The organism is Roseibium sp. FZY0029 (assembly GCF_036350355.1).
Lineage (GTDB): Bacteria > Pseudomonadota > Alphaproteobacteria > Rhizobiales > Stappiaceae > Roseibium.
In genome coordinates this window covers 230792-254287 of sequence record NZ_JAZDVZ010000003.1, presented here as the reverse complement: position 1 = coordinate 254287, position 23496 = coordinate 230792, and the positions used below count along the sequence as shown (strand labels likewise).

The window sequence follows — 23496 nt, the reverse complement described above, 5'->3', positions numbered from 1 at the left end:
CCATGGGAGAGACAAGTATGAAAAGACGTGATTTTCTGAAGGCCGGCGCCGTTGCCGCTCCTGCCAGCCTGCTGGCGGCACCTGCAATTGCGCAGGGCAAGATCGAGTGGAAGCTGCCGACGTCGTTCCCGGCCAAGGCCCCCGGCGTCGGCACCAATGTGACCGCCTTCGCCGACCGTGTCGCTGCCATGTCCGATGGTCAGTTGACCTTCAAGGTCTACTCCAGTGGCGAACTTGTGCCGCCCTTCGGTGTTGAAGACGCCGTGGAGCAGGGCACGGCCGAGATCGGTCATTCGACGCCTTACTACGCCGCTTCGAAGAACACGGCCTTGCACTTCTTTTCTGCCGTTCCCTTCGGCATGACCGCGGTGGAAACGACCGCCTGGCTCCGGTACGGTGGCGGTCAGGACCTGTGGGACAGTCTTTACGAAGAACGTGGCCTCAAGCCTTTCTATTCGGGCAGTTCCGGTGTTCAGGCCGCCGGCTGGTTCAAGAACCCGGTTGAAAGCCTGAATGATCTTGCCGGTCTCAACATGCGCATTGCCGGCCTTGGCGGCGAAGCCATGCGCAAGCTCGGTGTCAACGCGGTGTTGCTGCCGCCTCCGGAAATCTTCCCGGCCTTCCAGTCCGGCGCCATCGATGCGGCCGAGTGGGTCGGTCCCATGCTGGATCAGGCGTTCGGCCTGCAGAAAGTTGCCAGCTACTGCTACGTTCCGGCCTTCCACGAGCCGTCAGCGGCACTGGAAATCGTCGTCAACAAGGAAGCCTATGACAGCCTGCCGGCAAACCTTCAGGCCATCATTGCCTATGCGGCGGAAGCTGCTTCTGTCGAAACCACTGCCCAGTTTGACTATTACAACGCGGTGGCCATGAAGAAGCTGAAGGAAGACGGCGTCACATTTGCGAACTTCCCGGATGATGTCCTGGCTGCCTTGAAGACGGCAGTCGCCGAAGTGATGGCGGAAAACGCTGCCGCCAATCCGAAGTTTGCCGAAGTGCAGAAAAGCTACGACGCGTTCCTGGAGCTTGCCAAGGATTACGCGGCGCTGGTGAAGGCAACCACCTTCACCCAGCGCATGTAGGCACGCCTTGCCCCGCCGGCCGGCAAAGGCGACCGGCGGGGTTTCAGGTTTCCAGCTGCCGTTCGCGCAGCACGATGGCGATACCGCTTGCAATGATGATCGCCGCGCCGACGTAGGTCGCCAGGTCGGGTATTTCGTCCCACAACAGCCAGCCGAGCAGGGTTGCCCACAAGAGCGCGGTATAGTCGAACGGCGCGACAACGGCGGCCGGTGCCAGACGGAAGGCCTGTGTCATTAACGTGATGCCGACCGTACCGAACAGCGCGATGCCCAGGAACAGCCAGATGTCTTCGGCGCTTGGTTGCACCCAGACGAAAGGCATTGCAAGCGCGGTGATGAGAGCGCCGGCTCCGGACAGATAAAGCATCAGGGTCCAGACGCTCTCGCGCGGGTCCACCAGACGTGCACTGAGCATCAGCGCCGCGTAGAACAAGGCTGTCGCGATGGGCAGAAGCGAAGCTGCCTGAAAGGCGCCTGTGCCCGGACGGACGACCACCAGAACCCCGACAAACCCGATAAGCACTGCCGTCCATCGGCGCCACCCGACCTGTTCGCGTAAAAACAGCGCGGAAATCGCGGTCACGAATACAGGCATGATGAAAACAAGCGCCGTAGCTTCCGCAAGACCCAGTAGGCTCAGGCCGGTGAAAAACAGCGTGGCGGCGCAAATCCATAGCGCTCCGCGCAAAAGGTGGGCCGCCGGACGGTGAGAAATGAGGGCGGATCTGCCGCCCATTTGCAACGCAATCATAGTTGCAATTGGCAGGGCGATGACGTTGCGCAGAAACAGGATCTGGAGCGGGCTGTAGTCAGCCGTAAGTGTCTTGGCAATGGCGTCGTTGAGGCAAAGGCACACAACGCCCGCGCACATCATTCCTATTCCTGCCGTTACCCGATTGCGGCTTTCGGCCATGGCCGTTCCCATTCCACTACCTCCCTTTTCTGGGTGCAGTGAAACACCGCGCCGGACAGGGCAACAAGGCGAGATTTGCCGAAATCCGGCCTGTCGGGATGCGGCAGGACACGTCCGTGGAGAATAATGATTGCCGTTGCGTAATTTGTTTTTAGAGTAAGGGTGTTTTGCGGTAAATTACAATTTTCGATTGCTCGCCGCTTATCCGTTCCATCGCCCCGGAGGCCCCATCCCATGGCATTGACGTCTCCCTATTTCCGCAATGTGCCGCAGCTCGAGGCCGCCGCAATCAACAGCCCCTGGCTCGGCAGCGGGTCGAGTGGACACGGTGTGCATCTGGTTCAGTTCGGGTTGATAGAACTGGGGTTTCCCATGCCAAAATCCGTTGGTGGAACGGGGCTCAGTCCGGATGGCATTTACGGCAATGAAACCGTGCAAAAGGTCAAGGAGTTCCAGCGTTCCTCACACGGCGGGCCCCCTATCAACGATGACGGTGCCGTCGGGCGAAACACCATGGCCAAGCTCGACAGGGCGCTTCCGTTCCTCACGCACAAGGTTCGTGTGCACATATTCGTTGTGGTGACGCCGGACGCCCCGATCTCCACCGCAGAAAGCACCGCAAAGGAACTCTACAGCCACTACGGCATCAACTTCGAGGTCACGTCCATCCAGTCACTGGCCTTGACGGCAGCCGAAGAAACGGAGTTTTCCCAGCACGGTCTCGCCTTTGCCAGGATGAAGCAACTGGCGGAGTCGCATACTTCCGTAAGGGTGCTGCCGAATGAAATCATGGTGTTCTATATCCGCCGCTTCAATCCGGACACCGACCTGGCCCTTTCCAAGGCCAATCACACGGGAGCCGTCACGCGGATCAAGAAAAACGCCGATGTAAGCACGCTGGCTCATGAAGTCGCCCATAACCTCATCGACAGCCCGCGAGGCGTGAGCGAGCATGTGGCGCACAAACAGAACATTCTGGCGACACTGCCTCGGACCACGCCTTTTGTGCTGAGCTTCGAGCAAGTTGAGCAGATGCGGCGGAACATTCGGTTGTTGCGGGCCTGAATGGGAGAGCCTTCAGCCCAAGGACATCTGGTCAGCACGACCTTCGGAAGCTAGCATCCGTCATCTGATCCGATCTTCCAACGACAGCGAGACGCGCATGCACGCCTTCCTTCCCTTCAATCTCGACGAGATCGTTCCCGAACATGATGCGCCCGCGCCGGAAAAGGTCATTTCGGGAGATCCGAAGTTTACCACCTGGCTGGTCGAGACGACGGATAACGAAACCCTGTTTTCGGGCGTTTGGGAAGCAACGCCGGGGGCCTGGAAGATCTCTTACGACGAATGGGAGTTCTGCTCGATTCTTTCCGGCAGATCAGTGCTGACGGACAAGGACGGTACCACCCGGGAGATTGGGGCAGGTGACAGCTTTGTGCTCCAGCCTGGCTTTTCCGGAACCTGGGAAGTCCTGGAAACCACCCGCAAGCTGTTCGTCATCCGCCTGCCGTCCTGATGCAGGTCGACAGCAGTGGCAGCCTTGAGAAACCAGCAAGGTTCAACTTCGATTTCTGAGCGATTACAGGCGCATATGCCGCGCAGATGAATGATCATCCATCCGCAGCAATTACCAGGCACCAAAAAGGGAACCGGGGACCCTGGTCCCCGGTCCGGAGCTTTGCTCTTGTTACTTCTGCGCCTGATATCCGGAAGGTTCCGTCAGCAGCAGGACCACGAACACCAGAACGGGGGTCAGTACCACGCTTGCCAGGAAACATCCGAAGGACCCGAGGCGGGTTTCCCGCCCCCGGTAACCGACCAGGACGCACAGAAGCAGATATATGACCAGGGGTGCGACAAACATCAGGCGGCTTCCGGCTTGTCTTCCGCGATATCCTCGCCCCTCTTCACCATCTTCTTGAAATGTTCCTTGTAGGCAGCGGCGTCGAAATTCAGGAAGTCACCACCTGTTTCGAAATGCTGCTGGAACACCTTGCCGACAGCAAAGGTGAAGGCACCGAGCGTTGCACCGGATCCCACGATACCCAACGCGGTGCCGAGCACCGGAATAGTCTTCATGAAGCTGGAGGCAATGAAGGTACCCGCACCGACACCGCCGAGACTTGCCAGAAGCGTCGTCACGGCTGTTCTCGCGCGATTTTCCGAAAACGGCACGTCATAGACTGCCGCCAGCTTGCGAATGAGATTGAGCTGCGTGCCGATTGCGGCAACGAGATCGAAGATTGGAATCGGAATGAGGCCGGTGCCTGTGCCCACGATGACATGGTCACGTATGATTTTCTCGGCTGCCAGTGTGCGTTCTTCAGGGGTCAGCGGAGAGCTTTCGGTCTCAGCCGTACCGTCAGCCAGCTTTTCAGCCGCATCGACGGTGTCTTCAGGCTGTGATTTTGCGGAACTTGTGCGTGTGGACTTCGTTGTCATTTCACAGTTTCCTTCCTTCAGCGTCTCAGCACCCGGCTGCTTACTCTACGTGAGCGTAGCTCGACTGCGATCCGATTTCAATCTTGCAATCAGCGAGATATCAATTTCCAGTTTGCGTCTTTTCCGTGTTTTGGCTGCCCGAAGCGGGGGCTGTTTCAGCGGTAGTCGAGCTTTCTTCGGAAGAATTCTCGCCCGATGTATCTTCGTTCGGTCTCTGCTGCGTCTCCTCATCCTGCGACATATCCGTCTCGGACGTTGGTGCGTTCGAGAACAGTTGCGGCAGAGTATCGAAATCGGGCAATCGGTAGCGTTGCGGGTTGACTGGAGCAGGGGCCGGCAAACTCGGTTGATTGGCAATGTCGCTGCCGAGGATAAGTGGAAGCTGGTCTTTGCCGCCGCCAACGATCACAATCTTGCTGTTGTTGGATTTCGACAATTCGACAGTGGCTTCGATACCGCGCCACGTCAGAAGCTGCGGTGTCAGGGCGTCGGCGACAATCGAATAGAAGGTCTGGTAGCCGATGGCGTCGATACGTTTGCGCTCCGCCTCCTTGCGGGCCTGCTGCAGCACGTATTCATAGGCGAGGGCGTTTTGTTCCTCGGTCAGCTTGCGCGAAATTGCCTGGTTGATTTCCTTCGGCAGCTCGATCCGGCGGATTATGACCTGATCGAAGATGATCAGGTCCTGCTCGTTCGATTGAATGGTCTCCATGACTTCCCTTTCAAGGCGTGACATGTCGACCTGGTAAAGCTCGTGAGGGTCGTATTTGCCGATGACGGAACGGACCGCTTCCACAGCGGTGGGGCGGACAAAACGGTCGGCATATTCCGGTCCGATGGCCCGGTGCAGCTTGCCGGCATTATCCGCCTTCGGATAATACAGGACCGAAATGTCCGAAGTGATACGCAGGCCGTCCGCCGCCAGCCCGTGGACCGTTTCATCCTGCTTTTGAATGCGGACCTCGTAGGGATAGATCCGGTTCCAGGGCCATTTGATGTTGATGCCTTCGGGATAAACGAATCTGGTTTCGGTACCGACGGTAAGCGTTCTGAACAGAACGCCGACTTCACCCGGTCCGATGACGAAGAAGGTCAGTGGCCACAGAACAATCGAGACGAAGCCCAGCAGCAGCAGATAGGCGATGGCCTTGTCGGTCCGGCTCATCCTGTGGATCTTGCGCGGCTTCTTTTTCGGCTTGTCAACCTCGACGTCGTCTTCCGCAACGCTCATTCAGCGCCCCCAGGAATTGAAACGGTCCGCAGCTCGTTAGGGTGACCTTACGGCCGGCAAAAGCATAAAAACAAGAACTCTCAATGCTTTCCGAGTGATCCTGTCTGCGCCAGTCGCAGCAGAGTTGCAAGAAAACAACGTTGTGGCAAGCGTGTTTCTTGAGCTAGGCAAGAGCGAAAGAATTTGCTTAAGTCGTGTTGTGTTGCCTTACGTCAATGCAACTTATGGTTAATTTCGAACGTTGTGAAACCGTGATCGCAACCACCTAAAGGAGCGGTGAGTGTCAGCCAGAGCAGGGTCATTCAGTTTCGATCGGAAGGACCTGAGCCGGTTCCTCTTCGACCTTTACGACTATGAACCCAAGCTCCTGCGCAAACTGATTTCCGCTCGACCCTATGTCTGCCCGTTTGAGGACATCGAGCGGCATATTCCCGAAGACGCAAAGGTTCTGGATGTCGGCTGTGGCAACGGAGCGTTGCTGGCCATTCTGCTGGCATCGGGAAGGGTGAAGGTAGCTGTCGGGTGCGATGTCCATGAAGGCGCTCTTGCCTCGGCCCGAATGGCCGCAGAACGAACGGGCAATGCCGGGCACGTATCGTTTTTGAAGATCAGAGGTTTCGAGGAATTGCCCGCCGATAGCTTTGACGTCGTGACCATGGTCGATGTCCTGCATCATGTCCCCGAAGGCGATAGGGTGAAGGCTGTTGAGGAGGCGATCAAACGTGTCGCGGCAGGAGGGATATTCCTGTTCAAGGATATGGTTGAAGCGCCGTTCTGGCGGCGGTTAGCCCACAATGTCGACGATCTGATTTTTTCCGGGGAGTGGGTAAGGCAGGTCAAGACCGCCAAGGTTGAGGCACAGGTGAAGGCTGCAGGGTTCGAACTTTTTGAAAGCCTGGAAATTCCACGAATTTTTTATGGAAACACGCTGCGGGTTTTTCGAAGACTTTAGTAAACTTCGAATTGAAGGATGTTGAACGGAAATTAGTGGAGAAAAATTAACTTATAATCTGAGAAAAAGTCGTGAATTATTTTTTAGTGCCGTTAGGTAAGTGGTGTGAGAAAGGGAGGGGTTGCAAATTTAGCCGATAGATTACTTGTGAAAAAACACTCCGGGGGGTGATTTGAATTTAGGTGTTGCAAATCGTCATATGTTTCTCGCCGGGTACATGCTCGTGCCCGGAAGCCATTTTGCCGGCATGTGGCGCCATCCCTACAGCGAAACGGATTTCTGCGATCCCGATTTGTTCAAGGATACGGCGGTGACCCTGGAGCGGGGCGGGTTCGATCTCGCGTTCATTCCGGAAAGTCTCAGCGTCACCACCGGACTGAACGACGACTACGAAACCTTTTTGAAACACGGCGCGGTTGGCGCTGTCCGCCATGACCCCAACTTGCTGGTTTCGCTCATGGCTTCGGTGACCAAGTCTTTGGGGTTCACGGTCACGCTCTCGACCACCTACATGGAGCCTTATCACCTGGCTCGAACGCTCAGCACGCTGGATCATTTCAGCAAGGGGCGGATTTCGTGGAATGTCGTGACCTCTGCCGGTCCGAGCAACGGACACAATTTCGGTCATTTCCCGAAGCTCATTTCGCCGGAAGCCTATGACCGGGCCGAGGAGTGTCTGGAGATCTGCCGCAAGCTCTGGCAGTCCTGGGAGCCGGATGCACTGGTGGCCGACAAGGCGTCCGGTCTTTATGCGGACACCGGCAAGATCCGGCCCATCGACCACGAGGGAGAGCGTTTCAAACTGCGTGGCCCCTTGTCGCTTCCGGCCGGACCGGGCGGAGAGCCAATCCTGATGAGCGTCGGCGTTTCGCCGCGTGGGCGTGATTTTTCCGCCAAATGGGTCGATGTTATCTTCGCGATCCAGGCGGATGCCGAGGGTATGTCGGAACTGCGTGCCGATGTGCGCCGACGGGCCGCGGAAAAGGGGCGTGACCCGGAAAAGATATTCCTTCTAACGGCGGTTCAGCCGGTGATCGGCGAAACCGAAGCGATTGCGAAGGCGCGGGCGGAATATCTCGATGAGCTGATCCATCCGGATGTCGCCATTGCTTTTCTCTCAGGCATGATCGGCGTTGACGCAACCGGATATGATCCCGACACGCCCATCGATGAGGTGTTGGAAACATCCGCAAAATGCGCCGGGAAGGCGGCCGTGGATGGTGGAGCGGCCTTTCCATGGCTGGAACGGATCCGGGAAGAAGATCGGACCCGGTGCTGGACACTTCGCGAGATCGCAATCCGAATGGCACGCAGCACGTCCACGCCGCGCCTGGTGGGCACGCCGGAGCAGGTCGCCGATCAGCTTGAGTCGTATTTCCTGAAGGGGGCGTGCGACGGTTTCGTGATTACCCCGACCCATTTTCCCGGAAGTTTCGATGAGTTTTCCCGGGCTGTCGTGCCGATCCTGCGTCAGCGTGGACACGTGCGGCCAGCCGGGCACGACCCTTTGACACTCAGACAACGACTGGGGCTGCAAGGCTGAAAAATACGTCTGGCGAAAGCCGGATGAGCAAAACAGAAACGGCAAGTCTTCGACGGAGTTGATCTCAATGGCATCCCGCGAAAGTGGTTTCCAGACTGCAACAGCAAAGACTGCCTCGACCGTTGTTGTGCGTCCCGATGTCTGCCGGTTGCCGTCGGAAGCAGCGCTGGACAAGGAGATCGTTTCTGTTCGCGCGCTATTTGCCCGGCAAGTGCATTCGAAGCCCGGTGCGACAGCGCTGATGATGCCCGGCTCGGTGCTGACTTTTGAAGAACTCGATCGCAAGTCCAATCGCGTCGCGTGGTATCTCATCCGGCGTGGCATCGGGCCCGGCGACATTGTAGCCCTCGGCTGTGCTGCCGGGCCGGATCTTGTTGTCTGTCTATTGGGCGTGATCAAGACAAGCGCATGTTACATGCCGCTGGATCCGGCATACCCCAGGCAGCGCCTGATAGACATGCTTCAAGACGCGCAGCCGGATCTGATCCTTGCTGAGCAGTCGATTGCCGAAATCGTGGAAGCGGCTGATCAGACGCATCAAGCCGTCTTTCTCGGAGGCGGTGCTCTGAGCCGTGAGATTGCCGCTCAGCCTGAGACTACACCTTTGGAGAAGGATCTCCTGCGCGGGCAATCCGGCAATGACCCTGCCTACCTCGTCTATACATCCGGCTCCACCGGACGGCCCAAGGGGGTGCTCGGACGGCAAGCCGCCCTTGCCAACAGGCTGCTCTGGATTTCGGAGGCTTTGCCTTTCTCGGAGGGCGAGAGGACTTTGTTCAAGACCTCCCTGAACTTCATAGATGGTTCGACGGAACTCTTGGGTGCCTTGTGCAATGGCTGCGCGGTCGTCCTTGCAGGAGGGAACGTGTCCACAGACCCGAGACGACTGGCAAAGACAGTGGAGGCGTTTGCCGTCACGCGCTTGACGGTCGTTCCGAGCCTGCTCACAAGCCTTCTTGAAGACGACTGCCTACCGAGCCTGCAGGGCTGCCGGACCTGGGTGACGAGCGGCGAACCACTTCCTTCAAGTCTCCTGCAAAAGTTCTGCGACAAGCTTCCCGCCGCGCGACTGTTCAACTTCTACGGCGCTTCGGAAGCTGCGGGCGACAGCCTTTGGGCACGCTGCGACACCACCCGGAATGCGGGTATCGGCAAACCCATTCGCCAAACGCGCATCTATTTGCTCGATGACCTGCTTCAGCCTGTTGCCGATGGAGAAAAGGGGGAGCTCTATATTGCAGGTGCTGGTCTTGCGCTTGGTTATCATCGCCAGGCGGACAAGACGGCGGAACGCTTCATTGCCTCTCCCTGCGGCCCCTCAGGGACTTTGCTCTACAGAACTGGCGATGTTGCGCGGCGAATGCCTGACGGGAGCTACGAGTATCTGGGCCGCTCCGATCATCAGGTGAAAATCCGTGGTGTTCGCGTTGAACCGGGAGAGGTGGCGGCGGCTTTGGACAGGTTGCCGGATGTTTCCCGTTCGGCGGTTGTTTCGAAACGCCGCGATAATGGCGAGGTTTATCTTGCCGCTTACGTCGTCTGGGGCGCTGGGGCTGATAGGGATGAACCGAATCTGATGAAAGCCCTGGCTGAAGCGCTGCCTTCCGCTTTTCTGCCGTCTGCAATTGTTTCTCTCGATGCGCTTCCACTTACTCCCAACGGCAAGCTGGACAGGGCTGCACTGCCGGACCCCGAATGGTCTGTCGGCAGCGGCGCAAGCGAACCACAGAGCGACCTTGAAAGCTCAATCTGCGAGGCCTTTTCCGAACTGCTCGGCACGTGTTCCGTTTCGGCGCAGGATAATTTTTTTCTTCTGGGTGGGCACTCGCTCTCCGCTGCGCGCCTTGCCTATCGGCTGAGAGACCGGTTTGACGTTGAGGTTGAACCCAGTCAGATATTTGACGCACCGACGCCAGCGGAATTGGCCCGTCTGATCGCGCAGGCGAAACCCCGACCCAGAAGGCTGGTGTCTCTAGCGTGGCCCGGCAAAATACCGCTGTCTTCCGCGCAAAAGCGTCTGTGGTTTCTTCAAAGGATTCACCCGGAAGACACATCGTACAATCTTGTCTATCGTTTCCGCCTCTCGGGAGATATCAACCCATCCGTTCTCAGGCAGGCCTGGCTGGACGTCATTGAACGTCACGAAGTGTTGCGGACCGTCTATCCGCAAGACGGCACCGGAGCCCCTTATCAGGACATTCGTCCGGATTTTGTTTTGGAAGAACTTGTTCAGATTGTTTCCCTGCCGTCTGACGAAGCCCAGTCCGAGCTTTCCGCACAAGCTGCCAGACCTTTCGATCTCGCCAGCGATCTGCCCGTGAGGGTTGCCATAACGACAGAGGAAGATGGCAGGCCTGAACTGCATGCCATCATGCAGATCGTCGTTCATCACATCGCAATCGACGGCGGCGCCCTGCGGCCCTTGCTTGCCGACTTCGAGGCCGCCTTTTCCGAAAGGAACCAAGGCAAATCACCAGTCTGGAAAGAGCCGGCTATCCAATATGCCGACTTTGCAAGTTGGCAGAAAACCTGGCTTGCCGAGGCCGCTGACCAGGACCTTGCCAGGCACCTTGCCGAGGTTCGGGATGAACTGGCAGGCGCGCCTGACTGTATCGATCTGCCTTTTGCCGAGGGGCAACGCAGGAATGCCTATTGGCAAGGTGACGGCGTAGCCCTCGAAATCCCTGTGGAGCTTCATCGCAAACTAGAGGAATTGGCGGCGGAGACGCAAACAAGCCTCTTCATGGTGCTGCAGGCCGCGATGGCGACAACCCTTTCCCGGCTCGGGGCAGGAGATGATGTCGTTATCGGAACACCGGTGGACGGCCGTCCGGACAATACTTTCGAAGACACCATTGGCCTTTTCGTCAACATGCTGGCGCTCCGGAGCGACCTTTCCGGCAAACCGACCTTCCGCGCATTGCTGGCCGAAACGCGCAGCCGGAACCTTGCCGCCTATGCCCGCCGGAACCTGCCCTTCGAGCTCGTGGTCGATGAAGTCGCACCGCGCAGAGACCTGTCCTTCCATCCCCTGTTTCAGGTCGTTCTGGCGCTTGATATGGCCGGAGAGACTGTCTTGTCCTTGCCGGGTCTGACGTGTGCAGTTGAAGACGTGCCCGTCACCGCCTCAAAATTCGATCTCTCCCTTGACCTGACTGCTCATCGAGGCCCGGAAGGCGATCCAGGCGGCATCTGCGGGCGGATTGAATTCCGGACGGATCTGCTCGATGGGCAGGTTGCGGGTAATATTTCGCGGCGTTTCATCAGGCTTCTGCTCGCGGCCGTGGAAAACCCGGACATACGGATCGATGACCTCAAGATTGTCGGTTCCGACGAAGCCTCACACCTTGCAGGTCTTTGCGAGGGAGAGCAGGTCGAAAAAGCTGCGGTCGAAATGTCCTTGCCCGACCGGTTTCGTCTGCTCGCCAAACAAAATGCAGACAAGGTCGCGCTTGCGAGCCAGACCCGCGCGCTTTCCTATGCGGAACTCGAAGGACTGTCGGACCGTGTTGCACGAAACCTGATCCGCCGCGGCGTTCGGCCGGGGGCGCGGGTTGCGGTCTTTATGGACAGATCTATCGAGCTGGTCGTTGCAACGCTGGCGATCGTGAAGGCAGGCGGGGCTTATGTTCCTCTCAACAGGAACGATCCGCCGTACCGCCTGCGACAACTCTTGGCGGATACCAAGGCGCACCTTGTGCTGATTGATGACAAGGACGCGGCTTCGGCCGGGTTTGACGACGTGCCTTCTGTTCCGTTCAGCGAACTTCGAGCAGCGTCTGCAAACGAGAGCCTGCCGAATGTCGCGGCCGGTCAGATCGCCTGTGTTCTCTTCACCTCCGGCTCCACGGGCCAGCCGAAGGGGATTGCGATCAGCCACCGCAATATCCAGGCTCTTGCGCTCGACGGGTGCTGGCCGGAAGGTTCCCATGAGCGGGTGCTCTTGCATTCACCCTATGCATTCGACGCGTCGACCTATGAAATCTGGACACCGCTCATGCGGGGGCAGGAACTGTTCGTTGCGCCGCCGGGTATCCTGGATGCTGAAACGATTGCCCGATTGGTCGAAGAGCGCCAGGTGACGGCGGCCTGCATAACGACACGTCTCTTCAACATCATTGCCGGTGAAAAACCGGAAGCGTTCAAACCTTTGAAGTCGGTGCTGATCGGCGGTGAGGCCGCTTCCGCCGAAGCCTTGCGCCGGGCGACAGCGGCTTCGGCGGACACGCGGTTCGTCAATGGCTATGGCCCTGCGGAGGGAACGACGTTCGTAACCTGGCACGCCATGCGGACACTGGAAGAAACCGCACACAAGGTTCCCATCGGGTTGCCGCGTGACAATTGTAGCGTCCGCATTCTGGATAATCGCCTGAAACCCGTCGGCATCGGCATGGTGGGCGAGCTCTATTTGGCCGGTGACTGCTTGACGCTCGGATATCTGGGCCGCACCGGCCTGACGGCCGAGCGCTTCGTTGCCGATCCCGCAGGGCCTGCCGGCAGCAGGATGTATCGCACCGGAGATCTGGTGCGCTGGCGCAGCGATGGCTTGCTGACATTCGTCGGGCGCGCCGACCATCAGGTCAAGATAAATGGCTTCCGCATCGAACCGCAGGAAATCGAAAACGCCATCGGACGGCAACAGGACATCGGCCAATGCACGGTGATCGTGCGCGAAGACAGGCCAGGGGAAAAGAAACTCGTTGCCTATTTGGTCGGTACGGGCACTGGTGAACCGGAGATAGGAGGGCTGCGGGAGCGACTTGCCGAGACACTGCCTGCCTTCATGGTGCCAGCCCATTTTGTTCTTCTGGAACATCTTCCGTTCACGACCAATTGCAAACTGGACGTCAAGCGCCTGCCTGCTCCGGAGATCCACAGCGACCGAGCAATAGCGGCGGTCGGTCAAACCCAATCAGATATCTGCGCTCTGTTTGCTGATGTCCTGGGACTGGAAACGGTTGGTCCTGCCGACAACTTCTTTTCGCTTGGCGGCGACAGCATTCTCTCCATCCAGTTGGTCAGCCGCGCCCGGCGGGCGGGGCTGGTCTTTTCGGCAAAGGATATCTTCAGCAAAAAGACCCCTGCACAGCTGGCAACGGTGGCCCGGAGACAACAGTTGCCGGAAGCTGGCACCGACCTGAAGGAAGGGTGGATCAGCAACGAAGATCTGGGCATCGTCAAACGCCGCTACGGCTGTTTGGTATCCACGGTCTGGCCTTTGACGGGTCTTCAGTCCGGCTTGCTGTTTCATGCGCTGATGGATGCTGAGACGGGGGAGGATGCCTACAAGGTCCAGACGGTGGTCAGCCTGGACGGCCCGGTGGATGCGGACCGTCTTGAGGCAAGCCTTCAGGCCCTCGTGGCCCGTCACGCTCCGCTCCGGGCTGTCTTCTGCCACGAAGGCCTGAGCGATCCCGTCCAGGTGATCCTGTCGAAGGTCGAGCTGCCGTTTGAGCAGGTCGACCTGTCAAAGACTTCGGACCCGGAGGCAGAGTTCGAACGGTTCCTTTGCGAAGACAGGAAGATCCGTTTCGACCTTGCTAAGGGACCTTTGCTGCGTGCGCGCCTTGTAAAACGTCCGGATGGTGGTGCCTGGCTGGTGCTGACCAATCATCACATCCTGCTCGATGGCTGGTCACTGCCGGTGCTGATGCGCGAGCTGAAGGAGATCTATGAGGCCGGTGGGGCAGGGGATCTGCCTCCCGTGACGCCGTTTGACCGCTATCTCGGCTGGCTGCAGCAGCAGGACAAGACGGCTGCGAAAGCCGCCTGGCAGGAGGCGCTGTCCGGTCTGGAAGAACCGACCCGCCTGGCTGCCTCGGTCTATGGTCAATCCTCCGGTTCGTCATCGGGTGAAGGCAGCGAGGTGCTGCGCTTCGATGATCTTCTGAGCGAGGAAGCAACGCGGTCCTTGGAAGCGCTCGCCCGCAAGCTGGACATCACCTTGAACACGGTCCTTCAGGGGGCCTGGTCCATCGTGCTCGGCCGCATCTGCGGACGGGATGATCTGGTCTTCGGAACAACGGTCTCCGGCAGACCAGCGGAGATCTCCGGCGTCGAGACCATGGCCGGTCTCTTCATCAACACCGTACCTGTGCGGGCCAGACCCGTTCCGGCAACCCCGGTCGGCGCCTTCCTGAAAGAGCTGCAGTCCCGGCAGGCTGCGCTGCTGCCGCACCAGCATCTGGGACTGCCGGAGATCCAGGCAGAGGCGGGCCTGGGAGACCTGTTCGACACACTGGTGGTGTTCGAGAACTATCCCTTCAGCGACGAGACCCATGAGGCTTCGCAGGAGGGCTTAAGGATCAGCGGTGTCGAGGTGCATGACCAGACCCACTATCCGGCAAGCCTGATGGTTGTTCCGGGCAAACGGCTGCTGCTGCGGCTGGATTGCCGGGCCGAGCGGATCGGCGAAGACCTCGGCCGTAGTCTTCTGGGGCAGTTGTGTCATGTGCTGGAGCAGATGGCCTCCTGCCCGGAAGCATCGCTCGGGTCGCTCGAGATGCTGCCACCCTCTGCCAGAGAGGCAGTGCAGGACCGCTGGAATACAACGCAGCACGCCTTGCCGGAGGGCGATCTGACGGAGCTGATCTCGGCAACGGCTTTCCGGTTTGCTACCCGGGAGGCAGTCGTTGGCGGTACGGAGCGGCTGACTTATGTCGAGCTTGAGGCGCGGGCAAACCGGCTGGCGCATCTCCTGATCCGCCGGGGTATTGGCGCGGAGGACCTGGTCGCGATTGCCTTGCCCAGAAGCCCGGACATGATCGTGGCGCTTCTGGCTGTGCTGAAGTCGGGAGCTGCCTATCTGCCGCTTGATCCGGATTACCCGTCAGCCCGCATCGCGATGATGCTGGACGATGCTTCGCCCCGTCTTGTGATCTCCGAGGTGGCAACGGCTGCCACTTTGACGGATGGAGAGCCGACATCTGAGCTTCTGCTTCTGGATGCGGAGGCAACCAGAACGGAGCTGGCTGCGATGCCCGTTTCGGCCCCGACTGATACCGACCGTCGGCAGGCAATCCATCCCGCTCATCCCGCCTATGTCATCTACACGTCCGGCTCCACCGGAAAGCCGAAGGGCGTCGTCGTTACTCGTGAAGGGCTTTCAAATCTTGCCTATGCCCAGATCGACCGGTTTGCGATTTCGGAACAGTCGCGTGTCGTGCAGTTCGCATCTTTCAGTTTCGATGCGGCCTTTTCGGAAATTGCAACGGCCCTGGTTTCCGGTGCGGCCCTGGTGATCTGGCCGAGACAGGCTTTCACCGATCCTGCAGCCCTGAAGACATTCATGAACGCGGAGCGGATAACGCATATCACCTTGTCGCCGAGCCTCTTGAGCGTGATGTCGACGACGGACCTCCCTGAAGGCTGCGTTCTCGTGACGGCCGGCGAAGCCATCAGCGTGCCGGAAGTTCGCAGATGGTCTGACCGTTGTTGCCTCATCAATGCCTATGGCCCGACAGAAGTGACCGTGTGCGGTTCCATGAGCTTGCCGCTGACACCCGCTCAGGACGGCGATATCGCTCCCATCGGTTTGCCGATCTGGAATTCCGGCCTTTACGTTCTTGATCAGGCACTTCAGCCTGTGCCGAATGGCGTGGCGGGGGAACTCTACATCGGCGGTATCGGCCTTGCGCGGGGCTATCAGAGCCTTGCCGATCTGACCTCTTCCAGATTTGTCGCCGACCCGTTCGCCGGTGACGGGCGGCGAATGTACCGAACCGGAGATCTCGTCTTCAGGACAGAGGACGGCAACCTCTTTTTCCTGGGCCGCAGCGATGCACAGGTCAAGGTCAGGGGGCGGCGTATCGAGCCGGGCGAGATCGAGCGCGTGTTGCTGGAACGCGGCGACGTCGCCCAGTGCCTTGTGAGTGTCTACAGCGACCGGAAGGCGACGTCGCGGCTGGTTGCCTATGTCATCGGCCAGGAAGGCTCTGAGCCTGATGTGCAAGATCTCCTGCGTTACTGCGCGGACCGGTTGCCGGACTATATGGTTCCGACACAGATCGATCTCTTGCCTTATTTGCCGCGGCTACCGAACGGCAAGATCGACAGAAAGGCCTTGCCGGCTCCCAGCCGCCCAAAAAGAGTGGAAGAAGCAAGGCAACAGTCTCCGGCCGAACAGGCCGTCGCAGCTGCTTTCGCCGAGACTCTCGGCATTTCACTACCGGCGCCCGACGACAGTTTTTTCGCTCTCGGCGGCGACAGTATTTCGGCAATTCGGTTTGTTGGCATTCTGCGCCGGAAGGGGCTCAGGGCCTCGCCGAAAGACGTCTTCGATCTCAAGACCGTCGCAAAGCTCGCGAGTGTGGCAGAGAAGCTTGAAGCGCAAGAGAGCTCCAGCCTTTCCGAAATCGAACCTGACACCATTCTGCCAACGCCGATCCTGCGCTGGTTTTCGCAGTTGGGCGGACCGGTCGACGGATTCTTCCAGTCGACCTGTCTGACGCTGCCGGCTGCTGCGAATGCCGATTTCCTGCAGGCAGCGCTCGGCGCGATTGTTCACCGGCACGCAATGCTGCGGGCACGGGCAGACAATGGCACCCTTGATCTGAAAATAGCTCCAGCTGCCAAGAAAGCCAATGACTTCCCAATCAAGCGTGTCGTTCTTGAAGGGACAGGGAAAGAAGCAGACCTGAAGGCGCTGCTGGAAGAAGAGCACCAGTCAGCGGTCGAAGCTCTGACCCTGGCGGGTGGCAGGGTGTTCTGCGCCATCTGGTTTGACCGCGGGCAGGTGGAACCGGATCTGCTCCTGCTTGTCGCGCATCATCTGGTGATCGACGGTGTGTCTTGGCGTATTCTGGCAGACGATCTGTGCAAGGCGTGGGAGGACTGGTCTGCAGGCAGACCTGTGTCAACTGAACCTGTGATCACCTCCTTTCCCGCCTGGAGCAGAGTGCTTCAAGCCGAAGCACATTCCCAAGCGCGCGTGGCTGAAGCAGATTACTGGAAAGACCTGCTTATGGCGGCATCCGAGCGCTTTCCGGCTGGTGATCTGGACCCAGAGAACGACACAGTCCACACCTTGCAGTCCTGCAACTCCGCGCTGAGCTCAGAGGAAACCGAGCAGCTTCTGACTCGTCTGCCAGCGCTTTACAACTGCGGACCGCAGGATGTGCTTCTGGCGGCGCTGAGCCTGGCAGTCGGGGCCTTTGGCGCTTTCAAAACCGGGCGCCCCTGTGGGCCTGTTCTGTGTGATGTTGAAGGCCATGGCCGGGAAGCAATCGGAGACGCGGACCTCAGCCGCACCATTGGCTGGTTCACAAGCGTCTTTCCGGTTCTGCTGGTTGATGAAAGGGGTGGCAGCGCAATTGAGAAGATTTGCGAAAAGGACCTCAAACAACTCATCATGGCCACCAAGGAGCAGACTGCCAGGCGCCCTGACCATGGGCTGGGCTATGGAATGCTGCGCTACCTCAACGACAAGACTTCCAACGTGCTGGCAAGCGCGAACAAGGCGCAGATTGCCTTCAATTATCTTGGCCGGTTTCAGGCGGGCGCAGGCAGCGCTTGGAGCGCGGCACCGGCCTTCGGGGGTTTGCGCGGTGGCTTCGATCCGGCAACACCGCTCGCCCATGTGCTCTCCGTCGATTGTCAGGCGGTCGAAGGGGATAAAGGCTATTGCCTGCAGACCGAATTCGGATTTGCCAGCCGTCATCTCTCTGAAAAAGACATCATCGAATTCAGGGAATACTGGGAAGCGGCTCTGATCCGGCTAGCCAAACACGGAAACTGGTCCGAGGCAGGCGGTCAATCGCCTTCGGATTTCCCATTGGCCTCTGTTTCTCAGGCAAATGTGGACCTGCTTGTTGCGCGCTACGGCTGTTTGGTATCCACGGTCTGGCCTTTGACGGGTCTTCAGTCCGGCTTGCTGTTTCATGCGCTGATGGATGCTGAGACGGGGGAGGATGCCTACAAGGTCCAGACGGTGGTCAGCCTGGACGGCCCGGTGGATGCGGACCGTCTTGAGGCAAGCCTTCAGGCCCTCGTGGCCCGTCACGCTCCGCTCCGGGCTGTCTTCTGCCACGAAGGCCTGAGCGATCCCGTCCAGGTGATCCTGTCGAAGGTCGAGCTGCCGTTTGAGCAGGTCGACCTGTCAAAGACTTCGGACCCGGAGGCAGAGTTCGAACGGTTCCTTTGCGAAGACAGGAAGATCCGTTTCGACCTTGCTAAGGGACCTTTGCTGCGTGCGCGCCTTGTAAAACGTCCGGATGGTGGTGCCTGGCTGGTGCTGACCAATCATCACATCCTGCTCGATGGCTGGTCACTGCCGGTGCTGATGCGCGAGCTGAAGGAGATCTATGAGGCCGGTGGGGCAGGGGATCTGCCTCCCGTGACGCCGTTTGACCGCTATCTCGGCTGGCTGCAGCAGCAGGACAAGACGGCTGCGAAAGCCGCCTGGCAGGAGGCGCTGTCCGGTCTGGAAGAACCGACCCGCCTGGCTGCCTCGGTCTATGGTCAATCCTCCGGTTCGTCATCGGGTGAAGGCAGCGAGGTGCTGCGCTTCGATGATCTTCTGAGCGAGGAAGCAACGCGGTCCTTGGAAGCGCTCGCCCGCAAGCTGGACATCACCTTGAACACGGTCCTTCAGGGGGCCTGGTCCATCGTGCTCGGCCGCATCTGCGGACGGGATGATCTGGTCTTCGGAACAACGGTCTCCGGCAGACCAGCGGAGATCTCCGGCGTCGAGACCATGGCCGGTCTCTTCATCAACACCGTACCTGTGCGGGCCAGACCCGTTCCGGCAACCCCGGTCGGCGCCTTCCTGAAAGAGCTGCAGTCCCGGCAGGCTGCGCTGCTGCCGCACCAGCATCTGGGACTGCCGGAGATCCAGGCAGAGGCGGGCCTGGGAGACCTGTTCGACACACTGGTGGTGTTCGAGAACTATCCCTTCAGCGACGAGACCCATGAGGCTTCGCAGGAGGGCTTAAGGATCAGCGGTGTCGAGGTGCATGACCAGACCCACTATCCGGCAAGCCTGATGGTTGTTCCGGGCAAACGGCTGCTGCTGCGGCTGGATTGCCGGGCCGAGCGGATCGGCGAAGACCTCGGCCGTAGTCTTCTGGGGCAGTTGTGTCATGTGCTGGAGCAGATGGCCTCCTGCCCGGAAGCATCGCTCGGGTCGCTCGAGATGCTGCCACCCTCTGCCAGAGAGGCAGTGCAGGACCGCTGGAATACAACGCAGCACGCCTTGCCGGAGGGCGATCTGACGGAGCTGATCTCGGCAACGGCTTTCCGGTTTGCTACCCGGGAGGCAGTCGTTGGCGGTACGGAGCGGCTGACTTATGTCGAGCTTGAGGCGCGGGCAAACCGGCTGGCGCATCTCCTGATCCGCCGGGGTATTGGCGCGGAGGACCTGGTCGCGATTGCCTTGCCCAGAAGCCCGGACATGATCGTGGCGCTTCTGGCTGTGCTGAAGTCGGGAGCTGCCTATCTGCCGCTTGATCCGGATTACCCGTCAGCCCGCATCGCGATGATGCTGGACGATGCTTCGCCCCGTCTTGTGATCTCCGAGGTGGCAACGGCTGCCACTTTGACGGATGGAGAGCCGACATCTGAGCTTCTGCTTCTGGATGCGGAGGCAACCAGAACGGAGCTGGCTGCGATGCCCGTTTCGGCCCCGACTGATACCGACCGTCGGCAGGCAATCCATCCCGCTCATCCCGCCTATGTCATCTACACGTCCGGCTCCACCGGAAAGCCGAAGGGCGTCGTCGTTACTCGCGAGGCTCTTAAGAATCTGGTGTGCTGCCTGACCATTGAGCTTCGCTTGCGCCCGCAGGACAGGGTGCTTAGCGCGACCACGATCGGGTTCGACATTGCAGGGCTTGAGTTCTATGGCCCGCTGCTGGTTGGGGCAAGTGTACTGCTGTTTGAGGGCAGTCAGCGCGAAGCGGATCGCCTTTACGACTGGATCGGCCAGGAGCGGCCAACAGTAATGCAGGCAACGCCATCCCTCTGGCGGTCGCTTCTGGTGGTTGGCCCGCTCCCGCGCTTGCAGGTGCTTGTTGGTGGCGAGGCACTGGATGGCGGACTTGCCGCACAGCTTCAAACTGCTGGGCCGGTGACGAATGTCTACGGTCCGACCGAGACAACCATCTGGTCACTCAGCGCGTCTGTCTCCGACGAAGGCTCAAGCAGTCAACCGATCGGCCAACCTTTTTGGAATTCGCACGTCTACGTTCTCGATCAGGCCCTTCAGCCTGTGGCCGACGGTGTTTCCGGCGAACTCTATATTGGCGGACTGGGGCTCGCACGTGGCTACCACAGACGTTCGGACCTGACGAGCGAACGCTTTGTTGCCGATCCGTTTGCCGGCGGTGGAGCGCGGATGTACCGGACCGGAGATATGGTCTATCGCCAGAACACCGGCGAGCTTGTTTTCCTTGGCCGTGGGGACAGTCAGGTCAAGATCCGAGGCCATCGCATCGAACCTGGCGAGATTGAAGCAGCCATCACCTCGATGACAAACATCGCGCAGGCTGTCGTGGTTGACAGGCCTGATGGAGTGAGAGGCTCTTCGCTCGTTGCCTATGTCGTGCCGGCAGAGGGCGCAGAACTTAAGGTCGATGCGCTTCGGTCCGCGCTCCTTCACAGCCTTCCAGACTACATGATGCCGGGCGCCTTCGTCGTCCTGCCCGAATTGCCACTGACCCCGAATGGCAAGCTCAACCGCCTAGCACTGCCGGATCCTGTCTGGAGACCCGGAGAGGCAAGTCCGGCGACACTTCATGAAACGTTGCTGTGCAATCTCTTTGCCGAGCTTTTGCCGGGCACTGTGCCGGGACCGGAAGACAGCTTCTTCGGTATGGGGGGACATTCGCTGCTTGCGGCGCGCCTGAAGGCGCTCATGAAAGAGAGACTGGGGCTCGACGTCAGCCTTCGGGATATATTCGAGACGCCGACGGTTCGCGGTCTGTTGTCCCTCCGGCAAGGCCGGAAAACCGGTTTGCTGGAGCCGGTGCTTCAGATCCGCAGGGCAGGATCACAGGCTCCGCTGTTCTGTGTTCATCCGGGCTTCGGTCTGGGCTGGACCTATGCTGGGCTTGCTTCCGTTCTGCCAGCCGATGTCCCGATCATCGCCCTCCAGGCGCGAGGGTACGTCGGGGAGGCTGATCTTCCTTCGTCGCTGAACGAGATGGCCACTGACTATGTGGAGAGCGTCAACAAGCTGACCGGCACCGGTCCAGTGCGTTTGCTGGGCTGGTCCTTTGGCGGGCTGGCCGCGTTCGAGATGGCGCGTCTCTTCGAAAAAAGCGGCAGGAAGGTGGAGTTCCTGATGTTGCTGGACAGCTACCCGATGCACGAGGGTGATCCGTTGCCCGATCTTTCGGACCGCGGTGCGCGCGGTGCCTTCCTCGAAATGATCGGCTTCGATCCGCAGGGACGAGCACCTGACAGCATCACCTTCGAGGATGTCCGGCGGTTTCTGGAAGACAACGCCCATCCACTGGCTGACCTCAGCCGTGTGGATTTCGACAACATGCTGCGGATAGCGCGGAACAACGCATTGCTTGCGCATTGCTACCGGCCCGAAAGGTTGACTTGCCCCCTGGTGCATTATGCCTCGATGGATACCAGGCGTATGCTGGGTCTTGACGCCGATCCCTGGGAAAACAGGACGATCGGACACTTCGAGACACATGCGCTCGACTGCACACACCACGAAATGACATCGCAGCAGGCCCTTTGCGAAATCGGCAAGGGACTTGCTGCATGGATGAACCTTGGCGATCAGCCTTTCGGGCAGACCGTTTCGGAAGGGAGACTGAAGAATGTCGGTTGATATGCTCAATCCGGTGGAGCCGGAACACGCGGTGCAAAGCGCAACGCCCATGACCGGAGTGGAGTTCATCGATAGCCTCCAGGACGAGCGTTGCGTCTATTTCAATGGTGAGCAGGTAACCGACCTGACAGGACATCCTGCCTTTCGCAACTCGGTGCGTTCCCTTGCCCGGCTCTACGATGCCCTCCATCAGGATCACGACAGCGGCACCAATATTCTGACCGCACCCGCTGATGCTGATCCATCGGGCTACACTCACCGCTATTTCAAGGTGGCCAGATCGGCAGACGAACTCCTCGGTCAACAGAAGGCAATCGCGGAATGGGCAAAGCTGAGCTACGGCTGGATGGGGCGCTCGCCGGACTACAAGGCGGCCATCGTCAACACCCTGGACGCCAATGCGGCCTATTACGGGCCCTTCGCGGAGAATGCCAGGCGCTGGTATCATCTGGCACAGCAGCGAACCTATTTCATGAACCATGCGGTTGCCAATCCGCCGATTGACCGGGCAAAACCCATCAGCGACGCAAGAGACATCCTGGTTCGTGTGGTCAAGGAAACCGACGCGGGGCTATATCTGTCCGGTGCAAAGGTCGTTGCAACCTCCGCGGCACTGACTCACTATAATTTTCTCAGCCACCACGCGGTTTCGGAGACCAACGAACCGCCTACGGCGTTCATGTTCTTTCTCGACATGTCGACGCCGGGCATCAAGCTGATCTGCCGCAATTCCTATGAGTATGCCGCAAGCCAGTCCTCGACACCGTTTGACAGCCCGCTGTCTTCGCGCTTCGATGAAAACGACGCCATTCTCGTGCTCGACAATGTTTTTGTGCCCTGGGAGAACGTGCTGGTCTATGGGCCCGCGCACAAGCCGATCGATTTCCTGATGGATACCGGCTACCTGCAAGGCACCTGTTTTCACGGCTGCACCCGCTTTGCGGTCAAGCTGGACTTTCTCGCTGGCCTTCTGACGAGGGCGCTGCACATCACCAGCGGTGACGAGTTTCGCGGCAATCAGGTTCTGCAAGGGGAGGTGATCGCGCTGCGTCACCTGTTCTGGTCGTTGTCGGATGCAATGGCGCGGACCCCGGAGGCTTTTGCCGATGGCGCATTCCTTCCAGGGCTATCGGCTGCCCAGGCCTATCGCGCGCTTGCGCCCGATGCCTATGGCCGCGTGAAGGAGATCGTCCAGAAGATCGTCGCATCTGCCCTGATCTATCTGCCGTCTTCCGCAAAGGATTTCCAGAACCCGGAAATCGACGGCTATCTGGAGCGATATGTGCGCGGGTCCAACGGCGTCGGCTACAAGGATCGCATCAAGCTGATGAAGCTGCTTTGGGACGCAACGGGGTCTGAATTTGCAGGACGTCACGAGCTTTACGAGCGCAACTACGCAGGCAATCATGAAGAGGTGAAGCTGCAGCTTCCGGCAATCGCCAAGCGGGACGGATCAATGGACCAGATGCTGTCGCTTGTTGACCAGTGCCTTGACGACTATGATGAATTTGGCTGGCTCAACGCGGCTTGGAAAGACTGACGCGCGA

The 23496-nt window shown here is 59.3% G+C and carries 11 protein-coding genes; 7 read left to right on the top strand and 4 right to left on the bottom strand.

The window, feature by feature from the left end:
* Positions 1-17 precede the first annotated feature (17 nt).
* On the top strand, positions 18-1082 hold the full coding sequence (locus V1T76_RS09565) for a TRAP transporter substrate-binding protein (protein WP_330560441.1): 1065 nt from the start codon (positions 18-20) through the stop codon (positions 1080-1082).
* Between the two features lie 43 nt (positions 1083-1125).
* Here V1T76_RS09565 and V1T76_RS09560 read toward each other — a convergent pair whose 3' ends face one another.
* Positions 1126-2007 (bottom strand): DMT family transporter, encoded by an 882-nt coding sequence (locus V1T76_RS09560; RefSeq protein ID WP_330560440.1) that lies wholly within the window; start codon positions 2005-2007, stop codon positions 1126-1128.
* Positions 2008-2229: 222 nt separating this feature from the next.
* Here V1T76_RS09560 and V1T76_RS09555 point away from each other — a divergent pair, with 222 nt between their 5' ends.
* Positions 2230-3060 carry a peptidoglycan-binding domain-containing protein gene (locus V1T76_RS09555; RefSeq protein WP_330560439.1) on the top strand — a complete coding sequence of 277 codons (831 nt, stop codon included), beginning with the start codon at positions 2230-2232 and terminating at the stop codon, positions 3058-3060.
* A 97-nt stretch (positions 3061-3157) separates the two neighbouring features.
* Positions 3158-3511: a cupin domain-containing protein gene (locus V1T76_RS09550; protein ID WP_330560438.1), complete on the top strand. Its 354-nt coding sequence runs from the start codon at positions 3158-3160 to the stop codon at positions 3509-3511.
* Between the two features lie 171 nt (positions 3512-3682).
* Here V1T76_RS09550 and V1T76_RS09545 read toward each other — a convergent pair whose 3' ends face one another.
* The 3 genes from V1T76_RS09545 to V1T76_RS09535 form a co-directional block, all read right to left on the bottom strand.
* Positions 3683-3859, bottom strand: a complete 177-nt coding sequence (locus V1T76_RS09545) for a hypothetical protein (protein WP_330560437.1) — start codon at positions 3857-3859, stop codon at positions 3683-3685.
* Positions 3859-4437 carry a YcjF family protein gene (locus V1T76_RS09540; protein WP_330560436.1) on the bottom strand — a complete coding sequence of 193 codons (579 nt, stop codon included), beginning with the start codon at positions 4435-4437 and terminating at the stop codon, positions 3859-3861. Before V1T76_RS09540 ends, V1T76_RS09545 begins: the two co-directional genes overlap by 1 nt.
* A gap of 100 nt (positions 4438-4537) precedes the next feature.
* A complete protein-coding gene (locus V1T76_RS09535) occupies positions 4538-5668 on the bottom strand; it encodes a prohibitin family protein (RefSeq protein ID WP_330560435.1) in 1131 nt (376 codons plus the stop codon).
* Between the two features lie 280 nt (positions 5669-5948).
* Here V1T76_RS09535 and V1T76_RS09530 point away from each other — a divergent pair, with 280 nt between their 5' ends.
* The 4 genes from V1T76_RS09530 (at position 5949) to V1T76_RS09515 (ending at position 23489) form a co-directional block, all read left to right on the top strand.
* Entirely contained in the window at positions 5949-6620 is a 672-nt protein-coding gene (locus tag V1T76_RS09530; protein WP_330560434.1) for a class I SAM-dependent methyltransferase, read from the top strand.
* A gap of 199 nt (positions 6621-6819) precedes the next feature.
* A complete protein-coding gene (locus V1T76_RS09525; RefSeq protein ID WP_330560433.1) occupies positions 6820-8163 on the top strand; it encodes an NtaA/DmoA family FMN-dependent monooxygenase in 1344 nt (447 codons plus the stop codon).
* 67 nt (positions 8164-8230) lie between these two features.
* Complete coding sequence (locus V1T76_RS09520) at positions 8231-21949, top strand: non-ribosomal peptide synthetase (protein ID WP_330560432.1); 13719 nt, start codon at positions 8231-8233, stop codon at positions 21947-21949.
* A complete protein-coding gene (locus V1T76_RS09515; RefSeq protein WP_330560431.1) occupies positions 21939-23489 on the top strand; it encodes a 4-hydroxyphenylacetate 3-hydroxylase N-terminal domain-containing protein in 1551 nt (516 codons plus the stop codon). The genes V1T76_RS09520 and V1T76_RS09515 overlap by 11 nt, the downstream gene beginning before the upstream one ends.
* Positions 23490-23496: the final 7 nt, after the last annotated feature.